Annotated in this window: 14 protein-coding genes and 1 riboswitch; of the genes, 1 reads left to right on the forward strand and 13 read right to left on the reverse strand. The window is 38.1% G+C overall.

Features of this window, described 5'->3' with window-relative positions; translation table 11 throughout:
• Positions 1-83 precede the first annotated feature (83 nt).
• Positions 84-271, reverse strand: a riboswitch (FMN riboswitch).
• Positions 272-424: 153 nt separating this feature from the next.
• The 11 genes from AC3CH7_RS04215 to AC3CH7_RS04265 form a co-directional block, all read right to left on the reverse strand.
• Positions 425-1,708, reverse strand: a complete 1,284-nt coding sequence (locus AC3CH7_RS04215; protein ID WP_012293424.1) for a hypothetical protein — start codon at positions 1,706-1,708, stop codon at positions 425-427.
• The gene (gene sigX / locus AC3CH7_RS04220) at positions 1,705-2,238 is read right to left on the reverse strand and encodes an RNA polymerase sigma factor SigX (RefSeq protein WP_031419120.1); all 534 of its coding nucleotides are present in this window, start codon (positions 2,236-2,238) and stop codon (positions 1,705-1,707) included. Before sigX ends, AC3CH7_RS04215 begins: the two co-directional genes overlap by 4 nt.
• A 79-nt stretch (positions 2,239-2,317) precedes the next feature.
• The gene (locus AC3CH7_RS04225) at positions 2,318-4,093 is read right to left on the reverse strand and encodes an ATP-binding protein (protein ID WP_031419119.1); all 1,776 of its coding nucleotides are present in this window, start codon (positions 4,091-4,093) and stop codon (positions 2,318-2,320) included.
• Positions 4,086-4,802 (reverse strand): response regulator transcription factor, encoded by a 717-nt coding sequence (locus tag AC3CH7_RS04230; protein ID WP_004232215.1) that lies wholly within the window; start codon positions 4,800-4,802, stop codon positions 4,086-4,088. The genes AC3CH7_RS04225 and AC3CH7_RS04230 overlap by 8 nt, the downstream gene beginning before the upstream one ends.
• A gap of 115 nt (positions 4,803-4,917) precedes the next feature.
• A complete protein-coding gene (ccsB, locus tag AC3CH7_RS04235) occupies positions 4,918-6,099 on the reverse strand; it encodes a c-type cytochrome biogenesis protein CcsB (protein ID WP_012293421.1) in 1,182 nt (393 codons plus the stop codon).
• On the reverse strand, positions 6,096-7,772 hold the full coding sequence (gene resB, locus AC3CH7_RS04240; RefSeq protein WP_036161013.1) for a cytochrome c biogenesis protein ResB: 1,677 nt from the start codon (positions 7,770-7,772) through the stop codon (positions 6,096-6,098). The genes ccsB and resB overlap by 4 nt, the downstream gene beginning before the upstream one ends.
• Positions 7,773-7,785: 13 nt before the next feature.
• Positions 7,786-8,319, reverse strand: a complete 534-nt coding sequence (resA, locus tag AC3CH7_RS04245) for a thiol-disulfide oxidoreductase ResA (RefSeq protein WP_012293419.1) — start codon at positions 8,317-8,319, stop codon at positions 7,786-7,788.
• A gap of 327 nt (positions 8,320-8,646) precedes the next feature.
• Positions 8,647-9,378, reverse strand: coding sequence for a pseudouridine synthase (locus tag AC3CH7_RS04250; protein WP_012293418.1), 732 nt, complete (start codon positions 9,376-9,378; stop codon positions 8,647-8,649).
• Positions 9,379-9,829: 451 nt separating this feature from the next.
• A complete protein-coding gene (locus AC3CH7_RS04255) occupies positions 9,830-10,876 on the reverse strand; it encodes a D-alanyl-D-alanine carboxypeptidase family protein (protein ID WP_012293417.1) in 1,047 nt (348 codons plus the stop codon).
• Between the two features lie 95 nt (positions 10,877-10,971).
• Positions 10,972-11,565 carry an SMC-Scp complex subunit ScpB gene (scpB, locus tag AC3CH7_RS04260; protein ID WP_031419117.1) on the reverse strand — a complete coding sequence of 198 codons (594 nt, stop codon included), beginning with the start codon at positions 11,563-11,565 and terminating at the stop codon, positions 10,972-10,974.
• The gene (locus tag AC3CH7_RS04265; protein ID WP_031419115.1) at positions 11,537-12,316 is read right to left on the reverse strand and encodes a segregation/condensation protein A; all 780 of its coding nucleotides are present in this window, start codon (positions 12,314-12,316) and stop codon (positions 11,537-11,539) included. Before AC3CH7_RS04265 ends, scpB begins: the two co-directional genes overlap by 29 nt.
• A 55-nt stretch (positions 12,317-12,371) precedes the next feature.
• On the opposite strand from AC3CH7_RS04265, the gene AC3CH7_RS04270 reads away from it, so the two are divergent.
• Positions 12,372-12,875, forward strand: coding sequence for a DUF309 domain-containing protein (locus tag AC3CH7_RS04270; protein ID WP_031419114.1), 504 nt, complete (start codon positions 12,372-12,374; stop codon positions 12,873-12,875).
• A gap of 284 nt (positions 12,876-13,159) precedes the next feature.
• Here the strand turns inward: AC3CH7_RS04270 and AC3CH7_RS04275 are convergent, their stop codons facing one another.
• Together AC3CH7_RS04275 and lysA are read right to left on the reverse strand one after the other, a co-directional pair.
• Positions 13,160-13,531, reverse strand: a complete 372-nt coding sequence (locus AC3CH7_RS04275; RefSeq protein WP_031419112.1) for a GNAT family N-acetyltransferase — start codon at positions 13,529-13,531, stop codon at positions 13,160-13,162.
• Between the two features lie 199 nt (positions 13,532-13,730).
• Positions 13,731-15,050: a diaminopimelate decarboxylase gene (gene lysA / locus AC3CH7_RS04280; protein WP_031419110.1), complete on the reverse strand. Its 1,320-nt coding sequence runs from the start codon at positions 15,048-15,050 to the stop codon at positions 13,731-13,733.
• Positions 15,051-15,186: the final 136 nt, after the last annotated feature.

Here is a 15,186-nt window from a genome sequence, read left to right on the forward strand (position 1 = left end):
CTAATTTTTGAGCACCGTTAAATAAGCCATACAAAAAAGCGCTCGGTCATAGTTTATTTCATGACAATGAATGACGATCGTACCTTCATCTTCTCCCATCCAGACTTTAACTGTCGGCCTTGGAATTCCACCAAGTCAGCCATGCGAAAATTCGCACAGGTCGCGGGCTGAAGAGTTAAAAATAAATCAATCGAGCTAATGAATAAATTCACTAGCGATTTACCACTCTATTACCGCCGGTCGGGATTTTCACCCTGCCCCGAAGATGAATCATATTATTTTATACTACAGCTTTACTATAATGAATTATGAAGTAAAAGTAAATAGTTCTGCTCAAAAAAATCCGATTAAATTGCTATGTTTTATAAACAGTAAAGGCATTCCCGCTATATGGGAATGCCTCTCTTTTTTATTCTTCCTTCGACTATGGTAAAAATTGTTTATTTGGTCCCACTGGCTTTGGTAAATAACCCTTCAAATCAAACCCTTCCCAGCTTTCTTGCACAACATTATCTAAAAGTAGCTGCTGATTAAAGCTAGCAGCAGTCAACATCATGGCCTCAATTAATTGAGTTGCTCGTATTGGCTCCATAGATGTTAAATCAAGCGGAATATCAAAGGTAACAACTACACCTTCCTCTTGTTCTTTGACTGTGTATGTCACATTTTCAGGCACAACGGATGTATAGACATCATCATTTTTATTTTTCATCTGTGTAAGTGCTTCTGTAACTGTCTCAAAAGTTTGACGGAAATCTGGTGATAAATATTCTGCACCATTAGTATCTTGGTACAAGTAATAATTATAACGCTTGGCATTAGTTAAAGACATCGCTTGATTTGGCTCACCTTCTTGAGAAAACTCATAGGGTGTTCCATCTTCATTTTGTATTTCTACTTCGGAATATTCAGAGTCCGAGAAGGTATCTTCCATTGTGCCTTTGTATTCATTAACTGTAGCAGAGGCAACATCATAGTCATTTTCCTTTGGCAAGACATGGATGAGCTTATCATCCTTCTCCTTCAGCTCACCTTTATAAGGATGATACTCTGTAAACCCTTTAGCCTCCTCGTCAATTTGCGGAGCATACTTTTCATACATCCGTAAGGTAGAAGGCTTCTCTCCTCCAAAATCAGTAGCAACACGTTCATTTGGGATAACATACGTCATAGGAACACTTTCCGCATCGCGTCCTGCCAAACCAATACGGAAAACGACAGCATCCTTTACATCCTCCTCGTAGACAGAGGTACGTAAAGATAAAATGCGCTCATGCTCCGCGACAATACTTTTGGAATCCAGCATTTCATCCTGCGTTGCCGCTTCCTTTGCCGCTGAATCCTCTTGCATCGTAGAATACTGAGCTGTTTCAGGCATACTCGCTTGATCTTTTTGTTCACCTTGATTATTCTTCCATACTGTGCCAACGAGTATTGTTAGCACAAAGACTGCGGCTACACTCATAAAAATCTGCATATTACGTACCTTCGATTTTGTCGCAGGCTTTTTAATGATAGGATCTTCCTGTTGAGATGGTTCATCTTCTATAGGTTCTTGCATAGCTTCTTGAAGGTGGATATTATCTTGCAAGCGAGCATCTGCCATTAACCGATTTAATATATCTTCTTTCGAACGGTGGTCAGAAAGCTTAGGGGCATTGTTCAGTACATGTTCAAGCTGCTCATCATCAAATGGCTTATGTGTCATTGCCGTTTCGCCTCCTGTTCTCTGATCGGCTGTAGCTGTTGCCTTAAAAATTTAATGGCTCGATGCTGGGTTGTTTTTACCTTTGCTTCTGTCCAATCAAGTATTTGCGCCGTTTCTGCTATCGATAAATCCTGGAAATAACGCATAATAATGACCATTTTTTGGTCGCCAGTACAGTTTTCTAATACTGACGCTACTTGCATAAATTCATCACTGGCCTGTAGCATTTCCTCCGGTGATGGTGTGTTTGAATGGAGCTGTTCCGTTTCCCAGTCAAAGAAATCAAGCGAATGCTTCTGACGAACAGCTTGCTTTCTAAAATGATCAATCGCAACATTTTTGGCTATTGCAAAAAGCCATGTTTTCTCACTACTATTGCCTGCAAATTGATCATATGAGCGCAATACTCTTACATAAACCTCATGCGCTAAATCCTCAGCAAGTGTACGGTTTTTTACTAGATAGATTAGAAACTGGAACACGTCTTGATGATAGGCATCGTAAAGTCGATGGAACACGGAGTCATTCAATGCACTCCACCCCCGTTCTATATTATTTGTCGTCTTACTTTCGCAGAAGTTACAGCCAACTAATAACAAAACCCTGTTATTAATCGAACGGTAAATAAAATGTGAAGGTTGTACCTTCCTTAAGCACACTATCTACCATAATATTTCCTGAGTGTGCCTTTACAATATTTCGTGCAATGGCTAAGCCAAGTCCCGTACCACCCTTAGATCGAGTACGTGCCTTATCCGCTTTATAAAAGCGTTCAAAGACATAAGGTAAATCATCTTGAGGAATACCATGTCCTGTATCTTGAACAGAAATTTTAGCAAATGTTGGCTCCTTTTCTACTTTTACCGTGACAGACCCCTCATCTGTATGTCTTAATGCATTGTCGACTAAATTCGTGAGTACTTGCTCGATACGATCCTCATCTATATTAATCATAGCGTCGTCATTAAATTCACTATCGAATAGTAGATGAACATGCTTCTCTTTTGCCACCTGTGCAAATTTTTGAGTAATACGTTCAAATGTAGAATTAATCGGTAATTCATCTTTATAGAGCGTCATATGCCCCGATTCCATGCGTGCTAAATCTAATAAATCAGTGACAAGGCGACCCATTCGTTTGGATTCATCATAAATAATTTTTGTAATTTCATTACGTTCTTCCTGATCTTGAATAAAATCATCATCCATCAATGCTTCAGAATAACCTTGAAGCATGGCGATAGGAGTACGCAATTCATGAGAGACGTTCGCAATAAAATCAGATCTAAGTTTTTCTAGGCGATGTTGTTCTGTCATATCACGAATAACCGCGACTGCCCCTCGAATGATTTCTCCACTATAAAGAGGGCTAATTGTAAAAGTATAATAATTTCCATCCATTTCAATTTCCTCTTCTAGCTTATCCTCAAACATGAGTACATGGTCCAGCATATGATAAAGCTCTGGCGGTATTGGTTTAGCACTTTGTGAGCCTTTATTTACAAACCATTTTTGCATTAGACGTTCTGCTGGTGGATTACTTAATAATATTGTACGGTCACGATTAAACGTAATCACTGCATCTGTCATGGATGTCAAAATATTTGATAGCTGTTCATTTTCTTGATTGATAACCTCTAAATTATGCTTTAATTGACGACCCATTTGGTTGAAGGCAACTGCCAGCTGTCCAATTTCATCATTTTGAGTGGTAGGCATTTTTGCTTCAAAATTCCCCTTTGCAATTTCAAATGCCAGTTCACGCATTTTTCTAAGTGGTGAAGTTATACGAGAAGACAAGAAGAACGCAAAAAATGTCGTCAAGACAAATGCTATGAAAGCTGCCAAAAAGACAATTTTCGTCGTTTCCTTGGACGTTTTATGTAGAGCATCGGGGCTCTGATAGATGAAAACTGCTCCATGTACAGCATTTTCTACATTCAAGGGGAAGCCTAGCACTACATAAGATTCCATTTTCTCTGGATCTGTAGAGGAGGGCATCATCATTTCTTTAATAATGGGTTCGTCTGATTGAAAGACTTCACGGAAAGATTTATTCGCCAAAATGGTATCTTGAATTTTCTTTTTATTGACACCCTCTTGCATGGCAAAGGATACCTCTACATGGCTAATTGCAATTAGTGCATTGGTGCCTTTAGGTAAAATATCTTTTAATAGTTCCGAAGTCGATTCAGCTGTTTCATTGTCATCCACTATACTTGCCACAGTGGCAGCCGTTTGACGTAAAGATATTTCTGCTTGCTGCATGTGGTAGTTTTGAAGAAATTCAAGCATTAATACCGTGAAAACAAATAATACAAATGAAACGAGAAGCAATATGGTTACCCATAGCTTCCCGACAACACTATTCCATATTCTATTCATTGACAACCTCAAATTTGTAACCAACGCCCCAAACTGTCACAATCATTTTAGCAGCGTTTTCAGAAACACGGTTGAGCTTTTCGCGTAAACGTTTTACGTGTGTGTCAACTGTACGTAAATCACCAAAGAAATCATAATGCCAAACTTCTTTTAGTAGTTGTTCACGGTCAAATACTTTGTCTGGCGATTTCGCTAAGAAGTAAAGTAATTCATACTCTTTTGGTGTTAAATTAACCTCAATGCCCTCAGCCGTTACACGGTGTGCATCATGATCGATCATCAAATGCTGGAACACCACTAAATCTTTTGAAGAGGATGCATTTGTCGTAGGTGAGAATGCCTGTGAACGACGTAAAATAGCCTTCACACGTAACACAACCTCACGAGGACTAAATGGTTTTACAATATAATCATCTGCTCCTAGTTCGAAGCCTTGAACACGATTAGCTTCCTCACCTTTAGCAGTTAATAAAATAATAGGTGTTGCTGCTCGTTCACGAATTTCTGCACACACTTCTAGCCCATCTTTTTCAGGCATCATAATATCAAGTAAAATACAGTGATATTCTTTTTCTAAAGATTTTTCGATCGCTTGTTCACCATTTTCTGCCTCGTCAACAAGGTAACCTTCTCGCTCCAGATACATTTTTAATAAGCGGCGAATACGATCCTCGTCATCTACTACTAATACTGAAATATTTTCTGACACTTTCACGATCCCTCTCTTCCAATCTTTCTCTAACTTCTATTGTACATGGTGTGACACATATTGAAAAGAAAAGAAAGCCTCTTCGCTACAGCGAAAAGGCTTGTTGTTTCACAGGTTATGCGTAGGAGTGTAAACCTGCAAGAATTAAGTTAACAGCAATTAAGTTAAATAAAATAATGCCGAAACCAATTAATGCTAACCAAGCAGATTTTTGACCTTCCCAGCCTTTTGATAAACGTAAATGTAGGAATGCCGCATAGAATAACCATGTAATAAGAGCCCATACTTCCTTAGGATCCCAACCCCAGAAGCGACTCCAAGCAATTTGCGCCCAAATCATCGCAAAGATTAAAGCGCCTAGGGTGAATACAGGGAAACCAATTAGCACTGAACGATAACCAATTTCATCAAGTAATTGTAAGTTAACACGCTTCACAAGTGGTTGGAAAATAGCACTTATTCGACGACGTGCAATTAAGCGAATTAATAAATAAAATACTGACCCTACTAATAATGACCAGAAGACAGTTGTTAATTTCTTCGCATTAATTAATGCTGGCATTTCTACGATTGGTGACATGCCATGCTCTTCAACCACCTCATACTCATTCATACCGAATACAGGTGGTAAATTGTAAATAATTTTACGTGTAGTTCCTTCTTTATCCACATAATTGTAGCTAGATTCATAATCCATTGCACTGAATGTAGATGTCACAGCGACAAACCCAACAACTACTACAAGACAGTACATAACGGCTTCTAACCAAAATCGCTGTTTAGAAGGCTTCGTTAAATCTACAACCTTTAATAAGTAAATAAGTCCAGCCACAGCACTGATCGCTAAAATAGATTGCCCTAATGCCGCTGTAATTACGTGAATTGTTAACCAATGGCTTTGTAATGAGGGCACTAATGGACTTACTTCTTTCGGGAACATCGAAGCATAAGCGATAATTAAAAGTGCTACTGGTAATGCTACTAATCCAAGTGCAGATAAACGATAAATAAAGTAAATTAAAATAAACGCACCAACAATGAACATACCAAAGGCAGTTGTAAATTCAAACATATTACTTACTGGCGCATGTCCAGTATAAATCCATCGTGTAATAAAGTAGGCAAGCTGTGATACAAATCCAATAATTGTTACCACAATGGCAAGCTTACCCCATTTACCCGTGTTTTTACCCGTAGCATTCCCTTGCTTAATGGAACCACCAAATAATAACGTCGCAACTAAATAAGCAATAAAAGCTACAAATAACAGGTTTCCACTTATGTCAATCAAACTCATAAGGTGTTGTCACCTTCCTTTTCTTTAATGCCACCATCCGTGGACTCTTCGCCAGCCTCTTCTTTCTCTAACTGATCTTTGTACGGAGGCAATGCAGCAAATGCTGTAACAGCATCTAAATCCTTCTTCATGCTGAACATATTTTTATTAACATGGGCAGCCATTAAAACACGGCCATCCGGCTCAACTTGAAGCCATAAACGACGGTGATTCCAGTATGATCCAATTACGACACCAATCATAAAGATAACTCCACCAACAAATAAGATAGGAATTGTACTATCTTTACGGACCGTAATACCTGACATATCACGCATCTCAGCAGCAGCAAATTTCATTCTATATTTATTTTCGCCCAGTGGTTCTAGTGGTGGCTGCATAATTTCCACAAAACTTACTTCGCCTTCTGGTGTTTCTGGCGTAGTCATTTTAAATAAAAATGCCGGATTATTTGGAATCGATGTTTTTGTTTGAGGTTCTCCATTTTCAAAGCCATCAAAATCTGGTGTATAAACTAGAATTTGCACGGAAGACCCATTACCTAAATCATATTCTTTTTTAGGATTTGTTAAATCAATTTCCACTTTACCAAGTGATTTTTCACTCGCCTTATTAATTAATTCAAAATTCATTTGCTTTAATTCATTCAGACGATAATCCATTTGATAAAGAGCGAAGCCATCTTCTTTTAATGGGTGATTGACACGAATCGAATAATCTTTAACTTTTTCTAAATTTTCCGTATCGCCAGGGATTGCATCTTTAGGCTGTTTGTAAAGCGTAATATCAGTTTGGAAGTTTTTAGCAACCACGTTAACACCCTGTTTTACTTGCTCTCCTTGAGGTTCATTATCGTGAGTTTCTAAAATAAAATCTTTGTTTTCAATGAAATAACCGTCCATGCCAGTAATAGCACGTGTCTCTCCCTCGCGGACCCATATTGATTCATCAACATAAAATCCTGGGATAAGACGTAACATAACCCCACTTAAGAAGATAATGAGACCGACATGGTTTATGTACGGACCGTAACGAGAAAAGCGACCTTTTTCAGCTAAGAGAGCGCTACCATCTCGACGAACAGAGTATCTCATTTCAGTCATTTTTTGAGCCACTTTATCAAGCGTCTCCTCTGCGTCAGCCGTTATTTGACCTTCACCAATAATACGTTGACGCTTCATAAAGCTTTCATGTCTTTTAACACGCTGATTCTTTAGTGATTTATAGAGTGGGATTCCTCGGTCTAGACTCGCTACAATAATTGATACAGCTAGCATACCAACTAAAATTTGGAACCACCATGAACTGTATAAATCTGAGAGTCCTAGCGTGTAATAAATTTTACCAAACGTACCATATACGTCAGCGTAATAAGCTCCCTTCTCTATATCAGAGGCTTTTACATAAAACTCTTGTGGTAGTAATGTTCCGATTGAAGCAGCAATTAATGTGATAATAATTAAAGATATACCAACTTTAACACTAGAGAAGAAATTCCAAATTTTGTCGATAATCGATTTGTTATACGTTTTAGAACGAATGGCAGTACCGTCATAACGCATATCAACAACTTTATTTTGCTTCTCTTCTTCCGTTAAAGGACGACCACATTTCTCACAGAGCTTCGTGCCGTAAGGGTTACTATGACCACAAGCACAAATGATTTTTTCCATCGTCATTTACTCCTTATTTCGGCTTCACTAATTCCATGTACGAAGCAATATTTGCATCTGTCATTTCACCAGTAATAATTTTTACGACTTTTCCTTCTGGATCAATTAACACTGTAGCAGGTAGTTGACCTACGTTATAAGCAGTCATAACACTTTTTGTTTTATCGATAACTACCGGGAAAGACAATTTATATCGATCGACAAAATTCTGTACTTCAAAATCCGTTTGAGCGATATTAACCGCTAAAGTTTGTACACCTTGATCTTTAAATATTTGATACTGTCTATCCATCGCAGGCATTTCCTTTTCACATGGCTTACACCAAGTTCCCCAGAAATTTAAAAATACCCCTTGTCCTTTATAATCCGACAATTTATGTTTTTCACCGTCTAAATCTACTAACGTGAAGTCAGGTGCTTCTGAGCCAACTGCTACTAACTCTACTTTTTCCTTTGTTGCTGTTCCATAAACCGTGTACCCGATTGCCAATGCTAATACTGCTAAAATGACCGTTCGTAGTACGAGACGCTTTTTCTTTTTCTCCAAGTTAATAAACCCCCTATCATTTACGACTTTGCGTAAACATTGTAGACATGAAGCTTTTTACATTATAAAGACTTTAGCATAGAACTTTTTCAATTTATAAACGTCTTTACGTATGTAAAAACATCTATGAAAATTGTACGTCAACGATGTGTTAAGCTCTTCTGGCTAAAATGTAACTAGGCGTACTATTCTCACCTATTATAGCAAAATGATACAAAAACACTTAGCTATTAATTATGAATGATTTATGAACGATTTCACCAAAAAGAAAGTGAAAATAGTTTTTATTCCTTTTAAAGTATCCTCACTTTCTTCTGGCAAGTTCTTTTAATCCAGTTTCCCTGTTTCTGCTAACACACGCAATTGCTTGACTTCATGCTTAGACAATTCACGGAATTCACCTGGTGCAAGTCCGTATAAATCTAAAAAGGCAAATCGTTCACGTTTTAATTTGACAACTGGTGTACCAATAGCTTCAAACATACGTCGAACTTGGCGATTACGGCCTTCATGAATCGTAATTTCGCAAATTGCCTTGCCAGCATTTTCGTCAAAGGATGTCATACTTACTTTGGCTGGTGCTGTCTTTCCATCCTCTAATTTAATACCACGTTGAAGCTTTTTCAGACCTTCAATTGTTGGAATGCCTTTGACACGTGCGATATACGTTTTGTCAATTTTAAATTTTGGATGCGTTAACATATAGGAAAATTCTCCATCATTTGTTAATAGCAATAATCCAGATGTATCATAATCAAGACGACCCACTGGGAAAATACGTTGCGGAATATGATGAAATAAATCTGTGACAGTTTTGCGTCCTTTATCATCTGTCACGGCCGAAATAGTGCCACGTGGTTTATAAAGTAAGAAATAAACTTTATCTTCTTTTTCAAGCTTTACGCCTTCCACTTCAATTGTATCTGAGTTAGACACCTTTGTGCCTAATTCACGGACAACTATACCGTTCACTTTTACTTTACCTTCTACTATCAATTGCTCTGCTTTTCGCCTCGAAGCAACACCCGCATAAGCAATGACTTTCTGTAATCTTTCCATTTCTTCACCTCTAGTTTTCTTTCACATTAACAATTTCGTTGAAAATCGATTTCTCGTTCAATTGAATAGGGTTAATTTTCCCGCTAATCTGTGAAAATTATGTCATACTTTAGCGCAATATTAAAGAAAAACAAATTTCACAATCATTGTTGGAGTATTCGTAATAATTTTTCTTTAGCACATTTAGCAATAGTAGGAATAAAAATTTTATTTTACCCTTCTAGTAGTATACTCTTTTTACCAGTAAGCAAATCGTTTTAAAAAAAATGTTTATATGCTCTGTTTGCACTCTTATTTTGAACGTAATCAAGAGTAATTTTATATTTTTCCATTGCTACCCCAAGTTGCTAAGCTTTGATTAGATTAATTTTAAGGAAATAGATATTCTCGCATCATATATCCTTATTCAGTTCAACCGGTTATATAACAAAAAAATCAGCAAATCGTTTTTTCAACGATCCGCTGATTCAACTTTTACTGGTATTGCATAAATACGTTCTTCACCTAAAAAGATTGATAAGACAGCTTCCTGACGTTTTCTTGAAACGTGTAAAACTTGCCGCACTTGCTCTTTTTCCTCTTTATTTAATTGCAGGCGAACAGGCTCTTCTAATCGAATAGCCAATTTTTTATTAACGTTGTATTTGCCCTTCTTCACCACTGTTTCAAGATCGTAATCTCTCCACACTTGATTAGAAAAGCTTCGATGAACATTCCAATCATCCGATTCATTTAACGTGACAACAATACAGGTTTGCCCATCCTTTTGAAAGGCTGTTGCAAGCGTACGACCAGCTACCTTTGTAAAACCTGTTTTACCAGCATAGGCAACTCCAGTAGCAGATTTTAAAGAACTCACAGGTTGTTCTGTTTCATCATCAATTTCCGCAGCCATCCCTGAGCCTTCTCTTAATAGTCGATGCTTATTCTCCCATAGCATTCCGTTAACCGTATTCGCTTTATAAAGAACCGTTGAGGCAATTTTCTCAAATGTTTTATTTTGTAAAGCGACTCTTAGCATCTCAGCAGTATCTCTTGCAGAAGATAAATGCTCTTCATGATGTAAGCCAGAGGGGTTCATAAAAACCGTATTGGTAAGACCCGCAATAACGGCTCTTTCATTCATTAATTTGACAAAGCCTTCAACAGAACCCCCTACATGCTCTGCTAAAGCTGTCGCAGCATCATTGCCTGAACGAAGCATTAAACCATATAATAACGTTTCTACGGTTACCGTTTCGCCTGCCTGCAAATAAATAGAACTTCCCTCAGCCATGGCAGCCTTTGGTGAGATGACAACTTCCTCTTGCAAATCACTATTTTCGATAGCCACAAGTGCCGTCCAAATTTTCGTTAAGCTAGCAATTGGTAGCCGTTCATTACTATTTGAACCTATTAACACGCGACCTGTCTCTCCATCTAAGACCGCATAGCCACTTCCTCCTCTCGCAAAGCTTGATTGAGGAAGTATTACCATTAACACAATGATCATCAACATTATTAATCGAAATAACCGAAGCAACGAGCCACTCCTTATTCAATATGATAGGAAAGTATAGATTTATGTTGGTCGTTATGCATTATTCCTATACATTACTTTGCACCATTAAAAGCTTCTTGGAATTTGGTCATAAATAAATCGGTTTCTTGCTCAGTTTCTGCAAACTCCTCCTCTGGCAGAGGTGGCATTTCCTCTACACTGTTTAAACCAAAATAGTGTAAAAATTCTTTAGTTGTTCCATATAGGATAGCACGTCCAGTTCCTTCTGAACGCCCTACCTCTTTAATCAACCCTCTTGATACTAAAGTCTGTATAGGTCTTTCACATTTTACACCTCGTAAATCTTCTATAGCTACCCTAGTAATTGGTTGTTTATAGGCTACAATCGCTAAAACCTCAAGAGAAGCCTGGGATAAGGATTGTGCAGTTGGATTTTCTACCAATTTTTGAATAGTATCTGCTAAATCTGATTTTGTAATAAGCTGAAAAACGCCTGCCATTTCTTTCACAGTTATTCCTCTAGCTAAATCTTCCTCATACACTTTTCGCAAGGCATCCATTGCCTGTACTATCATCTCATCTTGTTCACCTAACAGCTGAGAAAGTTGTTTAATTGTTAAGCCATCATCTCCGACAACGAACAATAAGGCTTCAATTCTACTCTGTAACATCAATGTTTTCGTCATTTTCCCATTCCTCCTTCTGTAAGGTAACTGTTAATTCTTCAAAGTTACCATCTTGCTCTACGATGACGACCTGACGTTTCATCAATTCAAGAAGGGATACAAACGTCAAAATAAGTGTCGGCTTATCTTCATAGGGAAAAAGCTCGAAAAATGATGCACGTCCACCTGTTAATCGCAAAGAATCTACAACCGAACGCATTTGATCCTTCACTGACCGTTCTTGCCTCGTTACTGTCGTTTTAAGAGGTTTCTTTAATTTCTTTCGACGCATCAATTTTTGAAATGCTCCAAGCATATCATAAATATTCACATTCAAATCAAACAAAGCCATTTGTTCGTCCGATGCTAAGCCGGTTAAATCAGCAGGTGGCCTTGTAAATACCTGCGCTCGATCTGTTTCAAGCTCTTGCAAATTGCTGGCAGCTTCCTTATATTTCTTATACTCGATTAATCGTTGCACCAGTTCCTCACGCGGGTCTGGGCCATCAACTTCCAATTCGGCATCTTCCATTTCGCCCTCATGAATAGGTAATAGCATTCGGCTTTTAATCGCTAGCAGTGTTGCGGCCATTACTAAATATTCGCTTGCTTCATTTAACTCCAATACTTGCATGGCATGTATATGGTCGATATATTGTTGTGTGATTTCAGCCATTGGGATATCATAGATATCAATTTCCAACCTGTGAATTAAATGCAATAATAGATCAAGAGGCCCTGAAAAGGCATCTAATTTTACTTCGTAAGACATAATTTTACCACCCTGAGATTCTATGTTCTTATAGTATAGTGGAAAGGAGTTCAAAATGCATCCACAGCATCATACTTTATTTATTGATTACTGCGCTTATTTTAATGGCAATCAGGATTTTTTTGAATGCCATGAAGTGCTTGAGGAATATTGGAAGGAAATCGCGCCTGGTGATAAAATGCACCCATTGGTTGGCTATGTACAACTTGCAACAGGCTTATATCATTGGCGGCGTGGTAATGATACTGGCGCTATACGAATTTTAGAAAAAGCACTTTATAATTTTCAACAAAATGAAGATCATATCTTTTTCCATGAAATTAGTTACTATCAACTCCTGACAGAAATAAAAAATTGTCTTGCCGCGATTCAAACAGGCAAGTCCTTTCATGCATTCCAGCTCCCCCTTTCACCTAAGTTGCTGGAATTAACAATAGCCCGTATACAAATTTTACCCTATAGTAACTCAAACTATCTTCTTCATAAGCATATGCTAAGAGATCGCTCACATATACTTGCAGAGCGACAAGAAAGTAAACAAAGAAAAGGTAGACGTTAATTTCCACTACGTGCACCGCTGGCGAAGATGTGCTGATTTCATCGCTTCCTTAGCTTCGTGATATCCTGAATTTCGATTCCCTCGCTTTTTCCGCAGGAGTCGGCTTTGTTTCAATCAACGAAACTTTTGGGATGCTAAAACGCTGATAACCCAAGTACTATTCAAGGGATGAGACGTAGTCATTTAGAGTCGTTATCTCTACAGTAATTACCAATTGAGAATGGCAAAAGCCATCGAGAGTGTGAATGCTCGATGGCTTTTGTCTACAGTATGTGCAGACGATGTTACTCGTCTGCTTTTTTTTCGATGCAATTGATACATTTTTGAACTAATTGACGTGTTTCATCTGTCGCGCGTACATGTTCATATTGACCTAGCACTCCTATTTCCTGAAGCATTTCCTTCGCAACACCCTCGCCTCTATAGGAAGGCACAACAGATACATGTTGGATCGTAGCAGTATTATTCTCATCTGTTACCAGCCCAACAATGCCAACGTATTCATCATTTTTTTTCCATAAGTATAAAACCCAGTTATCATCATTTTCATAGGAGTGGATGGTCTCGGTAAGCTTTTTTACGTCTTTTTCGTTCGGCATAAACGAAAGTAGCCCCATTGCTATTTTCTCTAAAGCTTTTTTATATCGAATTAACATATTTGTCTATTCCCTCTTTTTCTAGCTGTACATAATCTTTGACTATCCTACACGATTTGTACTTTTACCGCAAGCCAATTTCTGTCTTACGAACCAGGTCCGAGAATTCCTTTAGACGCCAACACCCAATAGACAATACCCCACAACACAATAAAAGTTGAAATGGATGCTAGTAATACCCATTTATTCTTTCTCAAATTTACTCACCCTTTTTTAAAGTTAGCGGGAGATCGTTTTGCACAATATCTTCATAACTTTCGCGGCGAATAGCTAATTGATGCTGTCCATTCTCTACAAATACAACAGCAGGTCTAGGAACACGGTTATAGTTACTTGCCATAGAATAACCATATGCACCTGTACAGAAAATGGCTAAAACATCACCTGAAGCTGCGTCTTGTAGTTTAGCATCAATAATTAATTTATCGCCAGATTCACATAATTTACCAGCAACAGTATAAATTTCATTTTTCGGTTCATTCGCTTTACTTGCAATGATTGCCTCATACTTAGCGTCATATAATGCTGGGCGGATGTTATCACTCATCCCACCATCAACTGCAATATATTTTCGCACATCTGGTACTGTTTTTTGTGATCCGATTGTATAAAGAGATGTTCCTGCATCACCGACAAGTGATCGACCTGGTTCAATCCAAATTTCTGGCATTTTTAGTCCAAGTACAGTTGCTTTGTTTTTCACTACTGTAATCATGTCCTCTACATATACTTGCGGTTCAAGCGGTGCATCTTCTTCAGTATAACGAATACCAAAGCCCCCACCTAAGTTTAACACAGTACATGTAAATCCGTGAGCCTTGTTCCAATCAGAAATTTTGTCAATCAATTTTTCTCCTGCTAACCCAAAGCCAGCAGTGTCAAAAATTTGTGAGCCGATGTGACAATGTAAGCCTAATAGCTCTAAGAATTCATGGTTAAATGTTTGTTGGAATGCCTCATCCGCTTGACCATTGTTTAAGTCAAAACCAAATTTTGAATCAGCTTGACCTGTCGTAATGAAATCATGCGTATGTGCTTCAACCCCTGGTGTAACACGTAGTAATATACGCATTTTTTGTTGGCGACGTTCAGATATTTCTTTCAAAAGCTGAATCTCATAGAAATTATCTACAACAATACAACCGATTTTGGAGTCAAAAGCTAGCTCTAATTCTGCAATGCTTTTATTATTGCCATGGAAATGAATGCGCTCAGCTGGAAAACCTGCTTTTATAGCTGTAAATAATTCTCCACCTGATACAACATCCAAAGATAGGTTTTCTTCTGCTGCTAATTGATACACAGCTACACATGCAAATGCCTTTGAAGCATAAGCTACTTCTGCTTTTACGCCTAGTTTTTTAAACGTATCGATAAAGCTGCGAGCACGCTTCCGAATAAGTGCAGTATCATACACAAAAAGTGGTGTACCGTACTCTTTGGCAAGCTCTAGTGTGTCTACCTGTCCAATTGTTAAATGACCATTCTCAGAAATCGCTTGTGTTCCATATAAATGCATGTGCATCTCTCCCTTTTCACTTCGTTCCATTCTGTCACTTTTACAGAAATATGGTAGGATCTACCCTATGGTAATAAAGTAGTCCCACCAAAAATTAATTTCATCCAGCTTCAAGTGGCCTATGTATAAAACCTCC

The sequence above is a fragment of the Lysinibacillus sp. F12 genome (assembly GCF_057773605.1).

What these genes read in the sequence shown, in the direction of transcription:
- AC3CH7_RS04215 (WP_012293424.1), bottom strand. Translation starts at nt 1,708, where the DNA reads ATGACACATAAGCCATTTGATGATGAGCAGCTTGAACATGTACTGAAC.
- AC3CH7_RS04225 (WP_031419119.1), bottom strand. Translation starts at nt 4,093, where the DNA reads ATGAATAGAATATGGAATAGTGTTGTCGGGAAGCTATGGGTAACCATA.
- ccsB (WP_012293421.1), bottom strand. Translation starts at nt 6,099, where the DNA reads ATGAGTTTGATTGACATAAGTGGAAACCTGTTATTTGTAGCTTTTATT.
- resB (WP_036161013.1), bottom strand. Translation starts at nt 7,772, where the DNA reads ATGGAAAAAATCATTTGTGCTTGTGGTCATAGTAACCCTTACGGCACG.
- AC3CH7_RS04250 (WP_012293418.1), bottom strand. Translation starts at nt 9,378, where the DNA reads ATGGAAAGATTACAGAAAGTCATTGCTTATGCGGGTGTTGCTTCGAGG.
- AC3CH7_RS04255 (WP_012293417.1), bottom strand. Translation starts at nt 10,876, where the DNA reads ATGTTGATGATCATTGTGTTAATGGTAATACTTCCTCAATCAAGCTTT.
- scpB (WP_031419117.1), bottom strand. Translation starts at nt 11,565, where the DNA reads ATGACGAAAACATTGATGTTACAGAGTAGAATTGAAGCCTTATTGTTC.
- AC3CH7_RS04265 (WP_031419115.1), bottom strand. Translation starts at nt 12,316, where the DNA reads ATGTCTTACGAAGTAAAATTAGATGCCTTTTCAGGGCCTCTTGATCTA.
- AC3CH7_RS04270 (WP_031419114.1), top strand. Translation starts at nt 12,372, where the DNA reads ATGCATCCACAGCATCATACTTTATTTATTGATTACTGCGCTTATTTT.
- AC3CH7_RS04275 (WP_031419112.1), bottom strand. Translation starts at nt 13,531, where the DNA reads ATGTTAATTCGATATAAAAAAGCTTTAGAGAAAATAGCAATGGGGCTA.
- lysA (WP_031419110.1), bottom strand. Translation starts at nt 15,050, where the DNA reads ATGCATTTATATGGAACACAAGCGATTTCTGAGAATGGTCATTTAACA.